Here is a 20,168-nt window from a genome sequence, read left to right as displayed (position 1 = left end):
CAGTGAGAATCGCGATTACCGGGGCCAGCGGCGTACTCGGCCGCGGCCTCGCCGGCCGGTTGCTCAGCGAGGGCCACGATGTTGCCGGCATCGCCCGGCACCGGCCCGAAAGTTGGCCGACCGCGGCCGACTTCGTCGAGGCGGACATCCGTGACGCGCAAGCGGTCAGGCGCGCCATCGCCGGTGCGGACGTCGTCGCGCACTGCGCGTGGGCACGCGGCAGCGAGCAGGTCAATATCGGGGGAACGCTCAACGTCCTCGAGGCGATCGCCGAAACCGGAACCCGGCGCATCGTTTTCCCGTCGTCGGCGCACGTCTACGGCGGGGGAGACGCGCCCAAGACCGAGCATGACGCGAGAACCCCCGTCGGCGCCGACGGCCGGCACCAGGCCCGCGTCGAGCAGATGCTGGAGGATTCGGACCTGGAATGGGTGGTCGTCCGCTCCGCGCTGATTCTCGGCCGGAGTGTCGACAACTGGGTACGCCGGGCGTTGGCGTTGCCGGCGTTTCCCGGCGGGGCAGCCGATCGTCGCGTCCAGGTCGTCCACGTCGACGACGCGCTTCGGCTATTCAACCGTGCGATCGTGGACAGCGAAGTCGGCAGCGGCCCGGTCAATCTCGCCGCACCGGGCGAACTGACCTTCCGGCGGGTCGCCGCTGCGCTCGGGCGCCCGATCGTGCGGTTCGGCGTACGGCCGGCCGAGCTGCGAATGCTGCAGGGCGCTCCCTTCATGGATACTGCGCGGTTGCGCGAGCAGTGGGAATTCCGGCCGGCATGGCGCTCGGTTGAATGTGTCGAGGATTTCGCGGTCGTGGTACGCGGCCGAGTCACCGTGGGCAAGCGGGTGGTATCGCTGCCCTGGCGGATGACCAGCATCGGCGACCTGCCCGCGGTCGACGCACCGAGCGAGGACGGCGTGAAACCCAATTGGGCTGGCCCGGCAGGGGATAACGGGGAGTTCGACACCCCTATCGACCCGCGCTTTCCCACTTTTCTGGCCACCAATTTGTCGGAGGCACTGCCCGGCCCGTTCTCGCCGGCGTCGGCATCGGTGACCGTGCGCGGGCTGCGTGCCGGCGGCGTGGCCATCGCCGAGCGGCTGCGGCCCGGCGGCATCATCCAGCGCGAAATCGCGATGCGCACGGTCGCGGTGTTCGCCAACCGGCTCTATGGCGCCATCACCTCGGCGCATTACATGGCCGAAACGGTGCCCTTCGCCAAACCCGCGACGATCGTCAGCAACAGCGGATTCTTCGGCCCCAGTATGGCGTCGTTGCCGATCTTCGGTGCGGAGCGTCCACGCTCCGAAACCAGCCGTCTGCGAAGGCAACTGCGGACCGTCCGCAACATCGGGATATTCGGCGTCAACCTGATCGGGCTGTCCGCCGGGTCGGCCGGCGACACCCACGAGTTCGTTGCCGATGTCGATCGCCTGGAACGCCTCGCCGGCGACGACGTCACTCGCCTCGACGATCGCCGGCTGTTGAGCCTGATCGCGTTGGCGCGCGACGAGGTGGTGCAGGGCTGGGTGCTGGCCTCGGCGTCGTTCATGCTGTGCGCCGCGTTCAATGTGTTGTTGCGGGGTTTGTGTGGGCGAGACACCGCCGCGCCCGCGGGACCGGAATTAGTCAGCGCGCGATCGGTCGAGGCTATGCAGCGGTTGGTGGTCGCCGCACAGCGCGACCCGAAAGTGACGGCGCTGCTGGCTGAACCGGGGGAGCGGCTGGGCAAGCTGGCCGTCGAGGCGCCGGAGTTTCACGCCGCGGTGCTGGCCGAGCTGGCGCTGATCGGACATCGCGGCCCGGCCGAACTCGAGATGCTCTCAACCAGCTACGCCGACGATCCCGAGCTGCTCGTACGCATGGTGACCAAAGCGATGAGCGCAGCTTCCGCGCCGCAGCCAGACCGTACCCGGATTCCGGTGCGGGCCAGGCCGATTGCGCGCCTGGCGGGACACCAGCTGCGCGATCGCGAAGTCCGTCGCGACAAAGTGGTGCGGGCCAACTGGGTGCTGCGCAACCTGATGCGCGAGTACGGGCGCAGGTTGGTCGAAACCGGAATCTTGCAGACCGCCGACGATGTGTTCTATCTGCTGGTCGACGAGCTGGATGCGCTCCCGGCAGATGTCGTGGGCCTGGTGGCCCGGCGCCGGGCCGAACGACGCAGGTTGGCCGCGGTCGTCCCACCGCCGGTGTTCAGCGGCACCTGGCAGCCAACCATGACGACGGCGGCCGCTCTCAGCAGCGGGGACACCCTGCACGGGGTGGGCGTCTGCGGCGGACGAATACGTGGCCGGGTGCGAATCGTGCGGCCCGAGACCATCGACGACCTGCAGCCCGGTGAGATCCTCGTCGCGGAGGTCACCGACGTCGGCTACACCGCCGCGTTCTGCTACGCCGCGGCGGTGGTGACCGAGCTGGGTGGCCCGATGTCGCACGCCGCGGTCGTGGCGCGCGAGTTCGGGTTCCCCTGCGTGGTGGACGTCCAGGGGGCCACCCGGTCCCTGCCGCCGGGCGCCCTCGTCGAGGTCGACGGCACGACCGGAGAGATCCGCGTGCTCGAACTGGCCCCGGATGGCGCGCTGCCGAGCTAGTCGAACTCCATATCCAAGTCCAACGGCCCGCTCAATCCCAACATCGGTTTCCAGCGTGCCGCCGCCACACGACGCGGGTTGGTCATGCGCCGGGCGAGCACTGTGAGGGCTCCGGCAAGCTCGGTTCGGGCGAGGTTCGCTCCAAGGCAGTAGTGCGCTCCGCCGCCGAAGGTCAGAATGGGTGGCGGATCGTCGCGGGAGATGTCGAACCGGTCCGGATGCGGATAGACCTCTGGATCGCAGTTGGCCGCAAAGGTATTCACCGAGATGAAGGTGCCGGCCGGAAATGTGTAGTCGGCGAACGTCACGTCCTCGAGGACCGTGCGGAGGGTGACGCACACGGCCGGCGAATGCCGCATACATTCCTCGACGGCTCGCATGGCGAGGTCGGGATTGTCGCGGAGCATCACCAGCTGGTCGGGATGATCGCACAGCGCGTGCATGGACGCGGCGAGTTGATTGCGGGTGGTGTCGGTGCCGGCGCTGAGGATACTGAACGCCAGCATGCGCATCTCCGCGTTACTGAGTCGGTCGCCGTCGTCCTGGGCGCGGATCAGTTCGGAGATCAGGTCGTCGGTCAGCCGGCTGCGCCGTTCGGCGATCATGTCGTCGATGTAGGCATCGAATTCATCCCACGCCCGGATGACGATGTCCTGCTCGTCCAGCAGATTGGAGTCCAGCCTCACGATCTTGAAAATGTCCTCCGCCCACACGGAAAACTTCTCCCAGTCCTCGGGGGGTGCGCCCAGCAGCGCACAGATGATCGGAATCGGGTACGGCCGGGCGATGTCGCGGACGAAGTCGCACCCGCCCGCCTCGGCGACCTGATCGATCAGCTCGTTGATCACCGTCTCGATGGTGTGCTCCATGCGGGCGGACGCCCGCGGCGTGAAGGCTTTGGACACGAGGCTACGCAGCCGGCGGTGTTGCTCGCCTTCCATGCCGAGGATGGTGCCCAGCACCCGTTCGTGGAGCGGGCCATCCGTTATTCCGCGAGCCGACATGTGCAGGCCGGGCGGGAACACGAACCGGGGGTCGCGCAGGATCCCGCGGGCAAGCTCGTAGCCGAGCACCTCCGGTCCCAACGGACCGATTGCGATCGGCGATTGCTGTCGCACTTCGTGGATCCGCGGGCCGACCTCGTGCACGGTCTCGGTGATGTCGTAGTGCAGCGCCGGAAGTCCGGCGTCGAAGACGCTGGGTGCTGCGGTGTCGACGGTCATCGTGTCTCCTTGTTTTGCACATTGCATGTGTGAGCCACACCCGATCAGCGTGGTTGATAGCGCTTCGGGAGAACTTCGATCGGGGCCGAAATGGCCTCACCCGGGGCCAGCTCGCCGGCATCCGGCAGATCGGGCATCAACCGCGCCGTCGAGGTGTCGACGATTGTGGTGAAGTTGTCTCGCACTCGCTCGATGGTGAGGTCGGCGTCGTAGTGGCCAGTGTTCTGACCGAACACCCGGATGCCCACGTTTCCGCCACCCGCCTCGAGGTTGGCGCCCGACACGGGACAACTCTCGTGAACCAAATAGGCCACGGCCGGTGACACCAGGCCGGCCGGAAAGTGATCTTCCATCAGTTTCGTGAATGCGGACGGGTTGTTGAAATGCCGCACGGCACTGGTATTTGCTGCTGGCCCCAACGCGTTGACCTTGATGCCGAGCGGAGCCCCTTCTAGGGCGAGACCGCGGGTCAGCCCGAAGATTCCGCCCTTGGCGGCACCGTAGATGGACAGATATTCCACTCCGAACATCGCTCCGGATGTGGTGTTCACGATGCGGCCGTAACCGGCCTCCCGCATGTGGGGCCATGCCGCCCGGGACATCCACACGGTCCCCATCAGGTGCACGTCGATGACGTCGCGGATGTCGGCGTCGGAGATCTCGTCGAACTGTGTCATGAAGCAGATTCCGGCATTGTTCACCAGGATGTCGACGCGACCCCACACATCGAGCGCGGTCTGCACGACGTGGCGTGCGCTGTCCGGGTGGGCGACGCTGTGCGTATCCGCGACCGCCTCGCCGCCCGCCGCGCGGATCTCGTCCGCTACCTGTTCGGCGTTGGCCCGCAGCAGGTTCCGCCCATCGGGGCCGACACCGAGGTCGTTGACGACGACCTTGGCTCCCCGCTCGGCGAGCAGCTTGGCGTGCGAGCGCCCAAGGCTCGGCTCCCGCCCCCCGGCGCCGGTGACAATCGCGACCCTGCCGTCGAATCGGAGTTCGCTCATGATGCCGCCGTCGCTGGGATCCGCAGCGGCAACAGCGGTCGATACCCGGGCGCGAGCTCGAAATCGGGTATGCGCCGTGGCCATTCGGTCGCAACAACGTTCTCCGTGCGCGCCAAACGCGAACCGACGCCGCGGTAGAGCGCCATCGGCAGATCGTTCAAGTCGAGCTCAGGAATTTCTCGTGGGTCACCAGCCTCGGCCACGCCGCCTCCGATCACGGAATATTGGTTGCCAGGAAGGTCAGCGGCAGACCCAGGATCGACACGTCGTTTTCGTCGAGGTAGGTGCCCCCGCCTTCCAGTCGCTGCCGGAACCGCGTTGTGGCGCCGTAGCGCTCGGCGACGGCGTCGGCCGAAGCCGCTTCCGGAACCCCGATTACCACGGTGAACACGCCGTCACCGTGACGCTCGAGGAACTCGGTCACCGAAGCGGCGACCTCCCCGGCCGACCCGGGTATGGGGCTGATCAGCTCGATGCCTCGATTCCAGTCAAGATGGATGTCCAGGCCGAGCTCGGCCAGTTGCAGGGGCTCGAAGACAAACCCCAGATCGCTGAACATCTGTGCCGCGGCCGCATGTCGTTCCGGCGCCACAGCGAACACGACGTGATGGAGCGAAGGCTGTTGTGTTGCCGTCATGTTGTCAGGACTCCACGAGGAAGCAGTAGGGGCAGGTCGTTGTAGGTGACGATGCCGGGCGGTGCGGCGACGACGGCGGGTATCGCGGTGATCGCCGGCACGGCGGTGATGGTGAGCCCCAACATGATGTAGTCGTCCAGCGTCGTGCCTTCAAAGTCCGGCGGCGGAAGGAAGCTCAGCGTGGTCTTGATGGTCGGTCGGCCCTGCACCTCGACCGTGTAGCCCATGTCCAGGGGCCAATCCGGTTCCAGCGCTTGCCCTTTGCGCCATTGACCACCGATTTCGATGATCTCTCGGCCAGCCAAGATTCCTTTCCAGCGAACGTGGACGCCCGCGACGCAACCCGTCGCGATGGTCCAGTCTCCGGGCAGGGGCAGATCCTCGGTGGTCTGGGCGTACTCGGCTTCACAACGGACGTCGTCGAGCTCGACGCCGAGGGCATCGGCGAGCAGCAACACGGCGTCCCGGAAGACGCCGGACCCCTTCTCGGTGATCGCCGGCAGATCCTGCTGGCCGATGGGATAGCCGAAGCCCATGGGGATTTCGGTCGCCGGCGAGTCGTAGATCGTGGTATCGAAGGATTCCAGCACCGACACCTTGTCCACGCGATCCGAGAGCCCCGCCGACACGATGGTCAGCAGTTGGATGAAGCCGGGGTTGATGCCGGTGCCGAAGATCGTCGATCCGCCCGCTTCGCACGCCCGTGCGATGCGCTCGCGGCCCGCACCGAGGAAGTGGCCGGTGATGAACCCGGCCGTGCCCACGACGTTGACGCCCGCCTCGAGGATGCGGACCAGCTCGCCGACGTTGGCGAACATCGGGTTGTAGACCACACAGTCCGGCTTCAGCGCGAGCAGCGCCTCAATATCGTTGGTGGCCTTCACATCGAGCGCTTCGATGCCGCACAGTTCGCCGACATCGCGCCCGACCTTCGCCGGCGACCAGGCGTAGCACCCGATCAGCTCCAGCGTCGGGTTTGCGGCGATCGCCCGGACCGAACTCTTGCCGACGTTACCGGTCGTCCACTGAACCACCCGGTAGGTCACGGGTGCGGCGCCGCGTGCTGTTGGGCGGCCTGGCGGGCGAGTCGTTCGTCGTGGATCCTGACGAGTTCGCGGAACCCAAGCCGGTGGTACTTCGGGATCGGCTGGATGCCCCACACGTCCTGCGCGGTCGGCTTGCCCTCGGCGCCCTCCGGTGGTCCAAACGGCGGGTACGGGTACTTGCACTCCAAGGTGTCGTTGGAGTAGCGGATCTTGAGCAGCTCGCTGCAGATCTCGGTGAGGCTCAGCGTGGGGTAGCCGTAATAGACCGCCATGAACGGCAACGTGAACGCGCCCTCGATCACCAGTGCCACCAGGCACACCAACACGGCGCGCTTGATCCATTTGTGCATTCGCGCGTAGTAGGGGGTTGTCCCAGGCTCCAGGTCGGTGGTGGCCGGGTCGTTGTCTTCGGCGGTTGGCGGTACAGAAGGATTGGTCATGGCACTGCCCCTTCTAGTCGGAGAAGATTTCGCGATTGACGGTGTGCAGGTACGGAATGGCGAGGAACGGGGTGATGTAGAAGATGTCGTAGAGCCACCAGCCGATCACCGGGAAAACCACACCGGCATAGCGCACGTCGGCGAACATGGTCATGTTGAACACGTAGGCGGACCAGATCACCACGCCCATCCAGCAGGTGACGACCATCCACTGGTGGCCCCACCGCTTCATCTGGAGAAACCCGATCGCCGCGGCCACCCGCATGGAGAACACCGTCAGGATCAATCCCGCCACATAGGCTTTCTCGCCCGGCCCCGCAGCGCCCCCGACCCAGAGTTCGTTGTAATGCCAGAAATAACCGGCGTCGAACATGTTGCCCCACCCGACCATCAGCACCCGGTTGATCAAGGTGTGGTTGGCGACCAGGTCCAGGGCCCAGCCCAGACTGTTGAGCATTCCGTCGATCAGGACCAGATAACCGATGAGAGTCACGATCATGGGCCGCACCGACAGGCCGGCGCGCAGCGCTTGGCGCTGCAGCCACACCCCACGCATGAAAATGGGAAATCCGATCAGACCCGGCGCCCACATGCCCATCAGGGCGGCGCCGACGATCATCCACTTATCGGCGCGGCGCTGGGCCTGGCGGGATTCGTCGTGGTGATCCTCGAGGCTGACCGAGGAACCCGTCGGGGTAGGAAGAAGACTCACAGCTCCCACCACCCCCGCGCAAACGACATGTAGAGCTGGATTCCAAACATCACCAGCAAGTAGCCGTAGATGAATATCTGGAAGACGATGAGCGCCCTCTTGCGCTTCTGCTCCTGTCGGTCCATGCCGGTTGCTCCCTTCCTAAGACGAACTGGTGGCCAGGCTGGCTGCCGCGACTTCGCGTAGACCGTCGGTGACCGCGCCGTCGGTGCTCAGCGGCGCGAGTATGCAAGCGTCGGCCGCATCCAATTCGGTTGCACCGGCGGCGATCAGCTGCGCGGCCGTGACCAGCACCCTGGTCGACGGCGGCTCGAAGTGAAAGACTTCGTCGGCAGTGCGGATCGCGACCGCGCATCCGACCAGCCGTTGGGCCGTCGCCACGGGAATGCCGGATTCGGCGACGATCACCTCGGCCTCGCGGTCCGGCAGCAAGTACCGCATCGCCAGCGTGACGAACCGCTGGCGGAACGACGGTTTGAGCTCTTTGAGCGAGCTGCGGTATGCCGGGTTGTACGAACACACCAGCATGAACTCCTGCGGTGCTTTCACCACTTCGCCGGCGCGGTCGAGGTACAGCGACCGTCGGTGGTCGGTGAGCGAATGCAGGATCGCCAACGAGTCGTGCCGGGCTTCGACGACTTCATCGAGGTAGCAGATCGCACCGGCTTTTACGGCCCGCGTCAACGGGCCATCGGTCCAGACGACGTCGCCTCCGGTCACCATGAAGCGGCCGACGAGGTCGGAGCTGGTGAGATCGTCGTGGCAACTGATGGTGACGACGGGTCGCTGCAACAGTGAGCCCATGTGTTCGACGAAACGGGTCTTGCCGCATCCGGTTGGACCGGTCAGCATTACCGGAATGCGCCGGTGGAAGGCCCGCTCGAACAGCTGAATTTCGTTGCCGTTAGCGAAATATGTCTCGGTGGTCATCTCTTCCTCAGTCGGCGGTCACGCGGCGACCAGTTCACGGTGGACATGGGCCAGCACCCGGGGCAGCTCCTCGATGCGCCGGATCCGTTGCGACCGGCGAGGGCCGAACACCTCGGGAAGTGGATCGACTCGAGTCGGTCCCACGCCCACGTAGTACATCGACACCCCGGCATCGTTGGCCTCCTCGACGGCGTGCGCGGCATCAGCCCAGGCATAACGGCCCTCGTAGCCTTCATCGGAGATCAGCCCGTCTCCGATGACGATCAGCAGGCGTCGCTCGGAGGGCTGCGCCAGCAGTCGGCTGGTCAAATGCCGAAGCGGCGCACCGAGTCTGGTGTATCCCCGCGCGGCCAGGCCGAGCCCACTCGGCGGTACGAAATGGCGGTCTTCGAAGTCCTTCAGACACCGCACGTCGACTCGATGACGCGTGTTGCCGGTGAACACGAAAACACCATGAGGCTCGCGTGCCAGCGTCATGGCGCGCGAAAGTGCATCGGCACAGGCCAGTTCGAGCTGGAAAACTCGACCGCCGTGTACCCCCAGCGACGAACTGCCGTCGAGCAGCAGTGCGGTGGTGACGTCGCGGCCGCTGGGCAGCAAGTCACGGAATACCCTCGGCTCCTTCGCCTTGCCGGTAGACAGGTCGATGTAATGGTTGACGTATTGGTCGACGTCGAGGTCGCAGCCGTCTTCGAGGCGGTTCTTCATCGCACGATGGGTGTGTTCTTCGAACCACTTGCGTACGTCGACGGTCACCGGCGCCGGACGGCGGATGCGCCGACCGTCGGCATGCTCGATGACCGCGACATGGTCGTGCATGAATCGCTGTGTCCACATGTTCCATTCGGGATAGGGGATCCCGGGCCGGTGGTCCGGCGTGACGTCGAGATCGTTGTCCTGCGGCCGGCTCGGTGGCGGCAGGTTGGGATTGCGGACACCCCCGTCTCCGCCGACGGGAACCGAGTACGGCCGCGGAAGACGTTTCTGCATCGTCGTCCACGGCATCCTGCCGAAGCTGCGTCGCAACCTGTCGGCCAATCCGCGCGGCGTCGTGTAGGCCCGTGGCAAAGTGCCCAGCAGCGGATGAACCGTCAACGCCTGGCCGGTGGCCGCCAACGCCATGGCTCTGTTCAGCATCCGCGCGGCGTCCATGTCACCGGCTTCGGCGTGGAGCTCCGGTAGCGCTTGTCGGACCTCGGACAGCAGCCCCGGCCAGCGCGACGCGATCCAGCCGAGGGCGACGCCGGCCTCGACAAGCGTGAGCGCGCGGAGCTCGCGTGCGGATAGCTCGTTCAGGCGATATTCGGTGATGCGTTCTTTCGAGGGCGAACATTGGAGGGCCACACCGCATGTCAGGGTTCTGCGTGTCCAATCGGACTGCGATAGCCCGGGGGCGGGGTAGGGGATATGAACGAAGGTGAGCGCCGCGTTCAAGCCGAATCCGCGTCGTTCGCCCGTGACGAGCCGGACGCCTTCGCGACGTCGCTCGCTCAGCGCGACCGCCGTCACGGCGCAACTCCGTTCCAGCGCCATCGCATGGGCATCGGAATACTCAGCCATCGGCCGAATCCAGCATGTTGCGCCTACCCGGCCCGCGGTTCAGAACGTACCGATGTTGGAGAACAGCCAGTACCAGAACCAGATGATCAGGCCGGTGCCGCCCCAAGCTGCGACGTAGCGAAGGATCTCCCACAGATAGCCCACGATGTGACCTCCTTGGTGACGTAATGAATTTCGGCTCGCCCATCTCAGTCGGAGAAGAGTTCGCGGTTGACGGTGTGCAGGTACGGAATGGCGAGGAACGGCGTGATGTAGAAGATGTCGTAGAGCCACCAGCCGACGACCGGCAGCACGACCCCGGCGAATCGCACGTCGGCGAACATGGTCATGTTGAAGACGTAGGTAATCCAGATCACCACGCCCATCCAGCAGGTGATGACCATCCACTGGTGGCCCCAGCGTTTCATCTGCAGGAAGCCGATGGCGGCGGCGATGCGCATGGTGAAGACGGTCAGGATCAGACCGACTTCCATGGCCTTTTCGCCGGGGCCGGCCGCCCCGCCGACCCACAGTTCGTTGTAGTGCCAGAAGTAGCCGGCGTCGAACATGTTGCCCCACCCGTTGAGCAGCACGCGCGCCAGCAGCGTGTGATTTGCCACCAGGTCGAGCGCCCATCCGACGGTGTTGATCGCGGCGTCGATGATGACCAGGTAGCCGAGCAACGTGACCAGCATCGGGCGGACGGAGAGGCCATCCCGTTGGGCCCGGCGCAGCAACCGCGCCCCCCACAGGAATAGCGGCAAGCCGAAGACGCCGAGGGCGGCGGTGCCGATCAGGAGGCTGCCGGAAATGAGCCACTTGTCGGCCTCACGCTGCGCCAGCCGCGACCGCTCCATGTGTTCGTCGATCGTCAAACTCGGTGTGGCAGCGCCGCTTGATCCCGCTGCCGTGTCAATGCCGGCAGCACGCTGGCGCAGCTTCGGCAGATTCACGAACTCTCCCCGTCATGCTGATTAGATCGGCGTGTGCACTATAACAGGCTGACTGTAGTCAGCAGAAGAGTCGGCGGAGTTGCTGCGGAGCTGGTGGCGATCCGCTGCCGCTCCCGGAGCTTCATGGTGTTATTGCGGGGCACAACGGCAGGATTCGGACGTGACGCCGCCTGCCGCGTGCGCCCGGGACAGACCGTCCTACTGACAGAAGTCAGGCTGCTAATCGTTGACACACGGTTCAAGGCGCGCCTACGCTCAGCGGGCGCTCAGCCGTGTCGGTGCATGCAAAGGAGTAGCGATGACGCTCAAATCGCCGGCCGAGAAGAAGTATCGCGTGATCCAGTGGGGCGTGGGCAACGTCGGGACCGTGGCGCTCCGTCATTTCGCACATAACCCGGCTTTCGAGGTGGTCGGGGTGCTGTGCAATCGCCCGGAGAAGGTGGGCAAGGACGCCGGCGAGCTCGTCGGTGTCGCGCCGATCGGGGTGCTCGCCACCACCGACAAGGCGGCGATCGAGGCGCTCGACGCGGATTGCGTGTTCTACGCGCCGCTCTGGTCGGATCCCGACGAGGTCTGCCGCCTGCTGCGCGCAGGCAAGAACGTCGTCGCCTCGGGTGGCGCGTGGTGGTTTCGAACCGAGCACAGCCAAGCGGACATCGACAAGATCGATGCGGCCTGCCACGAGGGCGGAACGTCGTTTCATGCGGGCGGCGTCAACCCTGGATTTGCCGGAGACCTGCTCGTCCTGACGCTGGCCCGCATCGTCAGCCGGATCGACGCCATCCACATCTACGAGGTGGTGAACTTCGGCAAGGACACGTTGAAGTACTTGCACGAGATGGGGATGGGTAACACCCCGGAAGAGTTCATGGCCGGGCCGAATCTGCTGGGTAACGCCTGGCCGCTGTTCGCCCAATCGATGGCCATGGTGGTCGACGGCCTCGGGAAGACCGTCGACCGATACACGACGGACGTCGAGCTGGGAACGGCGATTCGCGACATCCCGTACGAAGGCGGCCCGACCAGCGACATGCCGGGCTTCCAGGGCTCGATCAAGAAGGGCACCGTCGCCTCCCAGCATCACAAATGGACGACGTGGGTCGACGGCAAGCCCCTCATCACCTTCCACGAGATGTACACCATGGACGAATACGATGCCATTGAGCCGCAGCCGGATTGGGGCGGCCACTATCACTACCGCATCGTGATCGAGGGCGACGAGCCCACCGAGTTGATCCTGCAGGCGCCGGCGGATCCGCAGGGCAATTACCCCAAGCCCGGCTACACGTGGACTGCGATGGGCCCGGCGAACACGGTTCCCGCCGTGTGCGAGGCCGCGCCGGGGTTCCTGACCCATAAGGAACTCGGCTTGGTGCCGTTGCGTGGCGTGGTGCGTTAGTAGCGTTGAGGCGTTGCGGAATCAGGGCTTCAGACTGCGCAACGTCCTTGCAACGTAGTCTTCCAATAGGGCGTGGCCGGTCGGCCAGTGGTTGGTGGTGATCAACAGGGCGTAGAGACCCAGCAGGAAGAACACGGCGCTGTTCATGGGAATCACTTGCGTATCCGCCTCGCCGCGCTCTTGGGCAAGCGCGATTTCCTGGGCGACCAAAACGATCAAGGGGTGATCCCTGCCGTCTTCGGTCTGCGGGCGGGTTTGGGAGAAGTGCAGCGCCAGAAAGTCATTGAAGAGCAGATCGCCCAGTCTGCGTTCCAATCCCACCACCAGGCGGACCGCCTCGTTCAATGCGGACGCAAGATCGTGCTTGGACTTCAGGAAATGTGCGAACTGCTTGGCTATGCGTTCCTCTTCGCGGTGCTCCAACTCCAGCAGCACATGCTCCTTGGTAGGGAAGTGGAAGAAGAATGTGCCGTGGGCGACTCCCGCTGCGGCCACGATGGCACTGACGTCGGCCTCGGCCATCCCGGCGCGGGCGAACTCCGCGATCGCGGCGCCCATCAAACGCTCCCTCGTCTGCAGGCGCTTGGCTTCTCGAGCCGACAGCCGATCCGTCACAGCCATTTCTTTCCTCACGGTTGACCCGACTCTTGTAAGAGTTGCGAGGCTAACCCGCCCATTATGCCGTGTTCCGGCCAGAAATGGTTGTACAACTTGATCATTGTTGTCTCACACCGGTCGCCAGAGATCCTGATCCCGCAAAGTCGTTGACTTTAGTCAGCAAGATTCCTAGATTGAACGGCGCATACCGCACGCGATCGAAGGAGCCCGGCATGGCACTGGAGCAATTCCGGTTGGACGGACAGGTCGCGATCGTCACGGGCGCCGGGAAGGGTGTCGGGGCAGGCATCGCCCGGGTCTTGGCGGAGGCTGGAGCCACGATCGTGGGGACCGCGCGCACCGAGGCGGATATCGTTGACACGATTGAGGGTATCGAGGCCGCGGGCGGCAAGGGTCTGGCGCTCGTCGCCGACGCGATGAGGCGTCCCGACGGGGAACGCGTGGTGAACACGGCCATGGATCGCTTCGGCCGCATCGATATTCTCGTCAACAACGTCGGTGGGTCGACCTACGCGCGATTTTTGGACATCACCGACGAAGACTTCCGGCACACGTTCGACTGGTGTGTGACCTCGGCCTTCATCATGAGTCAGCTCACGGCGCCGCACATGCTCAGTGCCGGACACGGTTCCATCATCAACATCTCGTCGGGCTCGGCGCGATTCGGCATCCGGGCGCTGACCGCCTATTGCGTCGCCAAGGGCGGCCTCGAAGCGCTCACCCGCGCCATGGCGCAGGAACTCGCTCCGAAGATTCGCGTCAACGCCATCGCCCTGGGTTCGTTCGCCACCGACGGTCTGCGGGGCAGCCTGGACTTGATGCCGGGGTCGCTGGAGAAGATGCAAGAGGCGACGCCGCTGCATCGACTCGGCGACGTGGAGGATCTCGGGCGGCTCGCGGTGTATCTGTGCACGCGCGATTGTTACGCGACCAACGCGACCTTCCACGTCGACGGGGGCATCGACTCCAACAATTCGCCGCTGCCCATTCCCGACTACTGACCCTGCGTTGCGATTGAACGCGTCATGATGGGTCATCGGTCATCGCTGAAAGGGTGAGAGCAACAATGCGCAGAGTGATCCAATTCTCCACCGGAAACGTTGGAAGGCATTCGTTGCGGGCCATCATCGGCAGGCCGGACCTCGAACTGGTCGGCGTGCACGCCGCCGGCGCCGGGAAGATCGGCCGGGATGCCGCCGAGCTCTGCGGGCTAAAGCGGCCGACCGGCATCATCGCCACGGACGACATCGACGCCCTCGTGGCCCTCGGCGCCGACTGCGTGGTGTACACATCTCAGGGGGAAACCCGGCCGATGGAAGCCATCGAACAGATGGCCAAGTTCCTCGCGGCGGGCAGCAACGTCGTCGGTACGTCGATGGTCTGGCTGGTCACGCCCCGCCACGCCGACGATTGGTTGCGGGAGCCCCTGCAGCGCGCCTGTGCGGCCGGCAACACCTCGCTGTACGTCAACGGCATCGACCCCGGTTTCTCCGGCGATACGCTGGTGCACTCGGCGGCCAGCCTGACCACTCGGGTCGAGTCGATCACCGTGCAAGAGATTTTCGACTACGGAAACTACGACGACGCCGAATTCACTGGCGCCGCAATGGGGTTCGGAACCACGGCGGACGACGACTCGCCGATGATGTTCTTGCCCGGGGTTATCGTGGCGATGTGGGGTGGCCAGGTCCGCAGCTTGGCGGACCATCTCGACATCAAGCTCGAGGACGTGCGCCAGCGCATCGAACGCTGGTTCACACCCGAGCGCATCGACTGCACCATGATGACGGTGCAGCCGGGAGGGATGGCCGCGGTGCGGTTCGCCACCGAGGGCGTCCGCGACGGCAAGCCGGTGATCACCCTCGAGCACGTCACGAGGCTCACCCAGGCCGCGGCCCCCGACTGGGAATTCCCGCCCGTGGGCCACACCGGCGTTCATCGTGTCGTCGTGGAGGGTGAACCGCGGGTGGAAATCAACACCCATGTTTCGCACCCGCTTTTCGATGCCACCGACGCCGGCTGCATCTCCACGGCGGGTCGCGTCGTCAACGCGGTCGACTGGGTGTGCCGCGCGCCCCAGGGACTGATCGGCGTGGAGGACATCCCGCTGTCCGCGACGATGCGCGGCCTGATGTGGAACGAGCAGTAGGTGGGACGCGTTGCCGGTAAACGCTTTCTGATCACCGGTGCTGCCCGCGGCATGGGACGCAGTCATGCGCTACGACTAGCCGAGGAGGGTGCGGACCTCATCCTGGTCGACATCTGCCAATCCTTGCCGCAGATCGAGTATCCCTTGGCCACCGAAGGCGACCTGGCCGAAACGACAGAACTGGTCCGGGATTTCGGCCGCCGCTGCGTGAGTCGCATCGTCGATGTTCGCGACGAAGCGCGACTGCGCTGTGCGGTCGATGAGGGCGCGGGCGAGCTGGGAGGTCTCGACGGGGCGGTCGCCAACGCCGGTGTGCTCACGGTGGCGTCCTGGGACACCACGACCGCCGATCAGTGGCGCACGGTGGTCGACGTGAACCTCATCGGCGTTTGGAACACCTGCGCGGCCGCGATACCGCACCTGCTCGACCAGGGTGGTGGCAGCCTGGTCAACGTCAGCTCTGCCGGTGCCATCAAAGGCTTCCCGCTGCAGACGCCCTACACCTCGGCGAAGTACGGCGTCGTCGGGTTGACGCTGGCCTTGGCGAATGAATTGGCGGCCCAGAACGTGCGCGTCAACACGGTGCTTCCCACCGGCGTTCCCACCGGGATGGTTCCGCCGTCGTTCGGGCCTCTTCTGGGTGAGCAACGGTCCGACCTGATTCCCATCTTCGTCAACGCGATGCCCACCCCGGCTGTGGAGCCGGCCGACGTCAGCAGCGCGGTGCTGTTCTTGCTATCCGATGAGTCCCGATACGTGACGGGGCTGCAGTTCAAGGTCGACGCCGGGGTCACCATCAACTAAGAACGCTTACAGCGGCCAGCTATCCGGCCCGACCTCATAGCGCAGCGGCGCGGCCGGAGGCAGCGGCTGTCGCTCGTTGACCGATACCGCATCGACGACGAGGGCGACATAGCGTCTCCAGCCGTCGCAGTCCGCATCCATGGTCGCCAACACGCTGAAGAGCATCGCGATCAGGCGAGGTAGGTCGTCGGTGACCAGGTCTGCGCGGATGCTGCCGACTCGCTGGCCCTCGCGGGCAAGCTCGCCGAGCGCCTCGTTGAGCGAAACCGAGATGTCGGATGTGAGTGACCCGGCCCGGCGGGCCGCGGTCAGCAGGCTGTGTTCACGGGCGCCCAGCGATATCGCCGCTTCGATCAGCTGGGTGAGCCCGCGCAGCGGGTCCTCGGCGCGCCGGGCTTTGTCGATCACCGGCGTGAGGTCCTCGGCGATGCTCTGATCGAGGGCGGCACGAACCAGGTCGGCCTTCGCCGGAAACCTGCGGTAGAGGGTTCGCTCACCGACGCCCGCCCGGCGCGCGACGGCCTCCACTGGTGCGTCGGGCCCGAACTCGGCATAGACGTCCCGCGCCGCGCGCAGTATGCGCTCGACGTTGCGCGCCGCGTCCGCCCGCAATGGCCGGTCTTCAACCCCGGACATGCCGACAGCCTAACCGACAGTTGACTGCCACCCGGACCGGCTTTAGGCTCTACAACTGTCAGACATCTGCCACTTAATGGGAAACGCGGTTTATGTCAACAACTTCCAAATCGTTCGGAACCGCCGACTCCCGCCCTGATGCCGATCTTCCGGTGCTGCCCCTCCCGCGGCCGGGGCGATGCCCGCTCGCGCCCCCGGCCGAGTTCGTGCAGTGGCGGGACCAACCGGGGCTGCGAAGGGCGATGTTCCAGGGCAACCCGGTCTGGGTGGTCAGCCGCTACCGCGACATCAGAGCGGCGCTGGTCGATCCGCGCTTGTCCGCGAAGACCATTCCGGACTCGATCATGCCGAAGGACGACGAGAACAGGGTCCCGGTGATGTTCGCGCGGACCGACGATCCCGAGCATCAACGGTTGCGGCGGATGATGACCACCAACTTCACCTTCCGGCGTTGCGAATCGATGCGGCCGCACATCCAGGAGATGGTCGACCACTATCTCGGCCAGATGATCGATAACGGTGCGCCGGCCGATTTGGTGCGTCAATTCGCCTTGCCGGTGCCGTCAATGGTGATCGCGCTGCTGCTGGGGGTGCCGCCCGACGACCTCGCGCTCTTCCAGCACAACACGACGAAGGGGCTTGACCAGAAGTCCACCGACGCGGAAAAGGGCCAGGCGTTCGGGGCCATGTACGCTTACATCGAGGAGTTGGTGGAACGCAAGGCGCGCGAACCCGGCGACGACTTGATCAGCCGCCTGGTCACCGAATATGTGGCGATCGGTCAACTCGACAACGCCACCGCGGCCATGAACAGCGTGATCATGATGCAGGCCGGCCACGAAACGACCGCCAACATGATTTCCTTGGGAACCGTTGCGCTGCTGGAACATCCGGAGGTGTTCCAGCGGCTCGGACAGACCGACGACCCTGTGGTCGTCGCGAACATCGTCGAAGAGCTGATGCGCTACCTCAGCATCGTGCACAGCCAGGTTGATCGCGTGGCGACCGAAGATCTGCTGATCGCTGGCCAGCTGATACGCGCCGGGGAGTTCGTCATGATGAACCTGCTCGCCGGAAACTGGGACCCCGAATTCGTCGACGATCCCGAATCCTTCCGGGCCGGCCGAAACCCCCGCGGGCACTTGGGCTTCGGGTACGGCGTACATCAATGCATCGGAGCGAACCTGGCTCGTGTCGAAATGCAGGTTGCGTTCACCACTCTGGCGCGCCGGCTACCCGGGTTGAAGTTAGCAGTGACGCCGGGCGAACTGAGCTTCAAAGACGCCAACATCTACGGCATGAAAGAGTTGCCGGTCAGTTGGTGAGCAAAGATCTGCGGTTCGACGACCAGGTTGCCGTGATCACCGGCGCCGGCGGGGGATTGGGCCGGCAGTATGCGCTGCTGCTGGCGGCCAGGGGCGCGCGCGTCGTCGTCAACGACATCGGCGGTTCGGTGACCGGGGACGGCTCCGACGGTGCCGCGGCGCGCGCCGTCGTCGATGAGATCCGTCAAGGCGGCGGCCAGGCCGTCGCCGACACGCACAGCGTGACGAGTCCCGCTGGCGGAGAGGCGATCGTCGACGCCGCCGTGCGCACCTGGGGTCGGGTGGACATCGTCATCAACAACGCCGGAATCGTCGGCGACGCACCCTTCGAGGACATGACCGCCGACCGGCTCGACCCGCTCATCGATGTGCACCTCAGGGGCGCGTTCTACGTGACGCGGCCCGCGTGGGCGGTGATGCGTGAGCGCCGCTACGGCCGGATACTCAACACCTGCTCGGCCGCGGGAATCCTTGGCGCCGAACGCATGAGCAACTACGGGGCGGCCAAGACCGGGCTGATCGGCTTCACCCGGGTGCTGGCCGCCGAAGGGGCCGCCCACGACATCAAGGTCAATGCCATCGCCCCGATCGCCTATACGCGGATGCTCGAGCAATCCCTGCAAGGCGCCGGGCGGCCTGGTGCGGCGGCGGCGCGGGCGGTGCTGGACGACCTTGTCGGCCAATACCTTCGGGAACTCGATCCGGCACTCGTGGCTCCGGTCGCCGCCTTCCTGACCCATCGGGACTGTCCGGTTTCCGGGGAGATCTACACGGCCGGCGCCGGGCACGTCGCACGGTTCTTCATCGGCAGGACAAGGGGTTTCTCCAGTCCCGGGCTGTCCATCGAGGACGTGCGCGATCACCTCGGGGAGATTCGCGACGAAGCCGGTTACACCGTTCCGCGCGGGCCCGCCGATGAAATGAGCGAGCTGTTCGCCGCCGTCGCCAACCGGCCCGGTTGATCGTCAGCTCTGCCTGCGGAAGCTTCGCCAGATCAGGAAACCGAGGCCCACCGCGGCGCCCAGCACCACGGTGGCCAGGATGGTCTGCAGCGCGTCGATCGCGATCCAGCTGGGCTCGTAAGAGCCGGTGGCGCCGACGCATTCGAAGCTCACACTGGTTCCCGACTGGCCGGGCTGGTAGCTGTAGTTGGTGGTGTTGTACGCCAGCTGGTAGCCGCTGTCACACACGAAGGGGCTCGTCCACATCGCGCTCGCCGGCATGGTTGCGGTCAACGACGCGGCGGCCCCGATGCAGATGCCGAGGGCCCCGATGATCGCCCCGATTCGGTCCGGCCACCCGCGCATGCCCCACGGCCGCCGGCGGCCCCGCGTGACGTGGCGCTTCGAGCCGACCTGTTGCGGAAAGCCGGGTGGCTGTCGGATGCCGGCGCCCGCGCCGTCGTCCGGTATGGCGCCCTGCCCGGAATACACGACCGAATGCCCCACCTTGAACGTCGCCCTGCCGTGCTTGAAGATGTTGTCGATCTGGTCCTGCGAAAGGCCCGCCCGGGCCGCGGCTTGCATGAAAGCCTCGCGATGCTGCGCCATTTCGGGCGCGGACGGCCCGCCGGGGCCCACCGGACCGCCGGAGCGCAAGCCCTCCCACAACGACTGTGCATACTGGCGTGCCCGATCGTCGGAATCGGCATCCTGTCCCGCGGCCGCCCTGGCCTCGGCCAGTTGACGTTCCAGCTCGGCGATGCGCTTTTGCTCGGCGAGCTGACGTTCCAGGTCAGCGATGCGCTTTTCGGCATCGTCGGCGTTCATCGGCAAATGGTCCCACGCCGAAACCGTGGGTGCAGCAAATTGCCCGCTCAGCAGCTGAAAGCCGTACCGACACCGTCGGGCGGCGGCACCGGCTTCAGGCAACCGAACGGCTGGATGCCGGCGGGTGCGAACCGCACCGCCGACTGATGGGCGTAGTTCACACAGAACAGGCCCGATTGATCGGCGCGGCAGCGGTAGTCGCCGAATGACAGCGAATCCCCGTTCGCCAGCTCGGGGCCGTTGCCGTTGAGGAACGGACCGGGGTCGGCGCGCGCCGCCCCGCCCGGAAGGTTGGTGCCGGCGAAGTCGGCCCACCCGCCGTTCCAGTCGCCGGAGGGCGGGTGCGGGGGCGGCGGGGGGGTGGGGAGGGTGACCAGGCACGCCGTCGTT

General features: G+C 65.7%; 20 protein-coding genes and 1 pseudogene. 7 read left to right on the top strand and 14 right to left on the bottom strand.

The genetic code is table 11. The features are described 5' to 3' along the window. Positions 1-2 precede the first annotated feature (2 nt). Positions 3-2,594, top strand: coding sequence for a sugar epimerase family protein (locus tag A5787_RS19050; RefSeq protein WP_066969794.1), 2,592 nt, complete (start codon positions 3-5; stop codon positions 2,592-2,594). On the opposite strand, the gene A5787_RS19045 is transcribed toward A5787_RS19050, so the two are convergent. The 10 genes from A5787_RS19045 to A5787_RS19000 all read right to left on the bottom strand — a co-directional run bounded on the left by A5787_RS19045 (position 2,591) and on the right by A5787_RS19000 (position 10,982). Continuing rightward, positions 2,591-3,817 carry a cytochrome P450 gene (locus A5787_RS19045; RefSeq protein ID WP_066969791.1) on the bottom strand — a complete coding sequence of 409 codons (1,227 nt, stop codon included), beginning with the start codon at positions 3,815-3,817 and terminating at the stop codon, positions 2,591-2,593. The genes A5787_RS19050 and A5787_RS19045 overlap by 4 nt on opposite strands. A 44-nt stretch (positions 3,818-3,861) precedes the next feature. Beyond that, positions 3,862-4,821, bottom strand: a complete 960-nt coding sequence (locus tag A5787_RS19040) for an SDR family NAD(P)-dependent oxidoreductase (RefSeq protein WP_066969790.1) — start codon at positions 4,819-4,821, stop codon at positions 3,862-3,864. 214 nt (positions 4,822-5,035) lie between these two features. Next, the gene (locus A5787_RS19030) at positions 5,036-5,458 is read right to left on the bottom strand and encodes a hypothetical protein (protein WP_066969787.1); all 423 of its coding nucleotides are present in this window, start codon (positions 5,456-5,458) and stop codon (positions 5,036-5,038) included. Next, positions 5,455-6,504: a dihydrodipicolinate reductase gene (locus tag A5787_RS19025; protein WP_066969785.1), complete on the bottom strand. Its 1,050-nt coding sequence runs from the start codon at positions 6,502-6,504 to the stop codon at positions 5,455-5,457. The genes A5787_RS19030 and A5787_RS19025 overlap by 4 nt, the downstream gene beginning before the upstream one ends. After that, positions 6,501-6,944, bottom strand: a complete 444-nt coding sequence (locus tag A5787_RS19020; RefSeq protein WP_066969783.1) for a hypothetical protein — start codon at positions 6,942-6,944, stop codon at positions 6,501-6,503. Before A5787_RS19020 ends, A5787_RS19025 begins: the two co-directional genes overlap by 4 nt. 13 nt (positions 6,945-6,957) lie before the next feature. After that, entirely contained in the window at positions 6,958-7,563 is a 606-nt protein-coding gene (locus tag A5787_RS19015) for a hypothetical protein (RefSeq protein ID WP_231994066.1), read from the bottom strand. A gap of 89 nt (positions 7,564-7,652) precedes the next feature. After that, positions 7,653-7,781: a hypothetical protein gene (locus A5787_RS28520; protein ID WP_255361729.1), complete on the bottom strand. Its 129-nt coding sequence runs from the start codon at positions 7,779-7,781 to the stop codon at positions 7,653-7,655. A 16-nt stretch (positions 7,782-7,797) separates the two neighbouring features. Next, entirely contained in the window at positions 7,798-8,586 is a 789-nt protein-coding gene (locus tag A5787_RS19010; RefSeq protein ID WP_066969779.1) for a CbbQ/NirQ/NorQ/GpvN family protein, read from the bottom strand. A gap of 18 nt (positions 8,587-8,604) precedes the next feature. After that, positions 8,605-10,146 (bottom strand): nitric oxide reductase activation protein NorD, encoded by a 1,542-nt coding sequence (locus tag A5787_RS19005; RefSeq protein ID WP_066969777.1) that lies wholly within the window; start codon positions 10,144-10,146, stop codon positions 8,605-8,607. A gap of 188 nt (positions 10,147-10,334) precedes the next feature. Then, positions 10,335-10,982, bottom strand: coding sequence for a hypothetical protein (locus tag A5787_RS19000; protein ID WP_156764026.1), 648 nt, complete (start codon positions 10,980-10,982; stop codon positions 10,335-10,337). Positions 10,983-11,376: 394 nt separating this feature from the next. On the opposite strand from A5787_RS19000, the gene A5787_RS18995 reads away from it, so the two are divergent. Next, complete coding sequence (locus A5787_RS18995; RefSeq protein WP_066969773.1) at positions 11,377-12,477, top strand: dihydrodipicolinate reductase; 1,101 nt, start codon at positions 11,377-11,379, stop codon at positions 12,475-12,477. Positions 12,478-12,498: 21 nt separating this feature from the next. Here the strand turns inward: A5787_RS18995 and A5787_RS18990 are convergent, their stop codons facing one another. Beyond that, a complete protein-coding gene (locus A5787_RS18990; RefSeq protein ID WP_066969771.1) occupies positions 12,499-13,098 on the bottom strand; it encodes a TetR/AcrR family transcriptional regulator in 600 nt (199 codons plus the stop codon). 209 nt (positions 13,099-13,307) lie between these two features. On the opposite strand from A5787_RS18990, the gene A5787_RS18985 reads away from it, so the two are divergent. The 3 genes from A5787_RS18985 to A5787_RS18975 all read left to right on the top strand — a co-directional run bounded on the left by A5787_RS18985 (position 13,308) and on the right by A5787_RS18975 (position 16,048). Then, positions 13,308-14,096, top strand: coding sequence for an SDR family NAD(P)-dependent oxidoreductase (locus tag A5787_RS18985; protein WP_066969770.1), 789 nt, complete (start codon positions 13,308-13,310; stop codon positions 14,094-14,096). 65 nt (positions 14,097-14,161) lie between these two features. After that, complete coding sequence (locus A5787_RS18980) at positions 14,162-15,244, top strand: dihydrodipicolinate reductase (protein ID WP_066969768.1); 1,083 nt, start codon at positions 14,162-14,164, stop codon at positions 15,242-15,244. After that, positions 15,245-16,048, top strand: coding sequence for a mycofactocin-coupled SDR family oxidoreductase (locus A5787_RS18975; protein ID WP_082977319.1), 804 nt, complete (start codon positions 15,245-15,247; stop codon positions 16,046-16,048). Positions 16,049-16,054: 6 nt separating this feature from the next. Here the strand turns inward: A5787_RS18975 and A5787_RS18970 are convergent, their stop codons facing one another. Beyond that, a complete protein-coding gene (locus A5787_RS18970) occupies positions 16,055-16,684 on the bottom strand; it encodes a TetR/AcrR family transcriptional regulator (protein ID WP_066969764.1) in 630 nt (209 codons plus the stop codon). 92 nt (positions 16,685-16,776) lie between these two features. On the opposite strand from A5787_RS18970, the gene A5787_RS28290 reads away from it, so the two are divergent. Together A5787_RS28290 and A5787_RS18960 are read left to right on the top strand one after the other, a co-directional pair. Continuing rightward, on the top strand, positions 16,777-18,009 hold the full coding sequence (locus A5787_RS28290) for a cytochrome P450 (protein ID WP_066969762.1): 1,233 nt from the start codon (positions 16,777-16,779) through the stop codon (positions 18,007-18,009). Next, complete coding sequence (locus A5787_RS18960) at positions 18,006-18,971, top strand: SDR family NAD(P)-dependent oxidoreductase (RefSeq protein WP_231994062.1); 966 nt, start codon at positions 18,006-18,008, stop codon at positions 18,969-18,971. Before A5787_RS28290 ends, A5787_RS18960 begins: the two co-directional genes overlap by 4 nt. A 3-nt stretch (positions 18,972-18,974) precedes the next feature. Here A5787_RS18960 and A5787_RS18955 read toward each other — a convergent pair whose 3' ends face one another. Continuing rightward, positions 18,975-19,778 carry a hypothetical protein gene (locus tag A5787_RS18955; RefSeq protein WP_066969758.1) on the bottom strand — a complete coding sequence of 268 codons (804 nt, stop codon included), beginning with the start codon at positions 19,776-19,778 and terminating at the stop codon, positions 18,975-18,977. A gap of 47 nt (positions 19,779-19,825) precedes the next feature. After that, positions 19,826-20,168, bottom strand: a pseudogene (locus tag A5787_RS18950) (hypothetical protein); the annotation flags it as partial.

Source organism: Mycobacterium sp. 852002-50816_SCH5313054-b, from assembly GCF_001667185.1.
Lineage (GTDB): Bacteria > Actinomycetota > Actinomycetes > Mycobacteriales > Mycobacteriaceae > Mycobacterium.
This window is presented reverse-complemented; position numbering and strand designations above follow the sequence as displayed.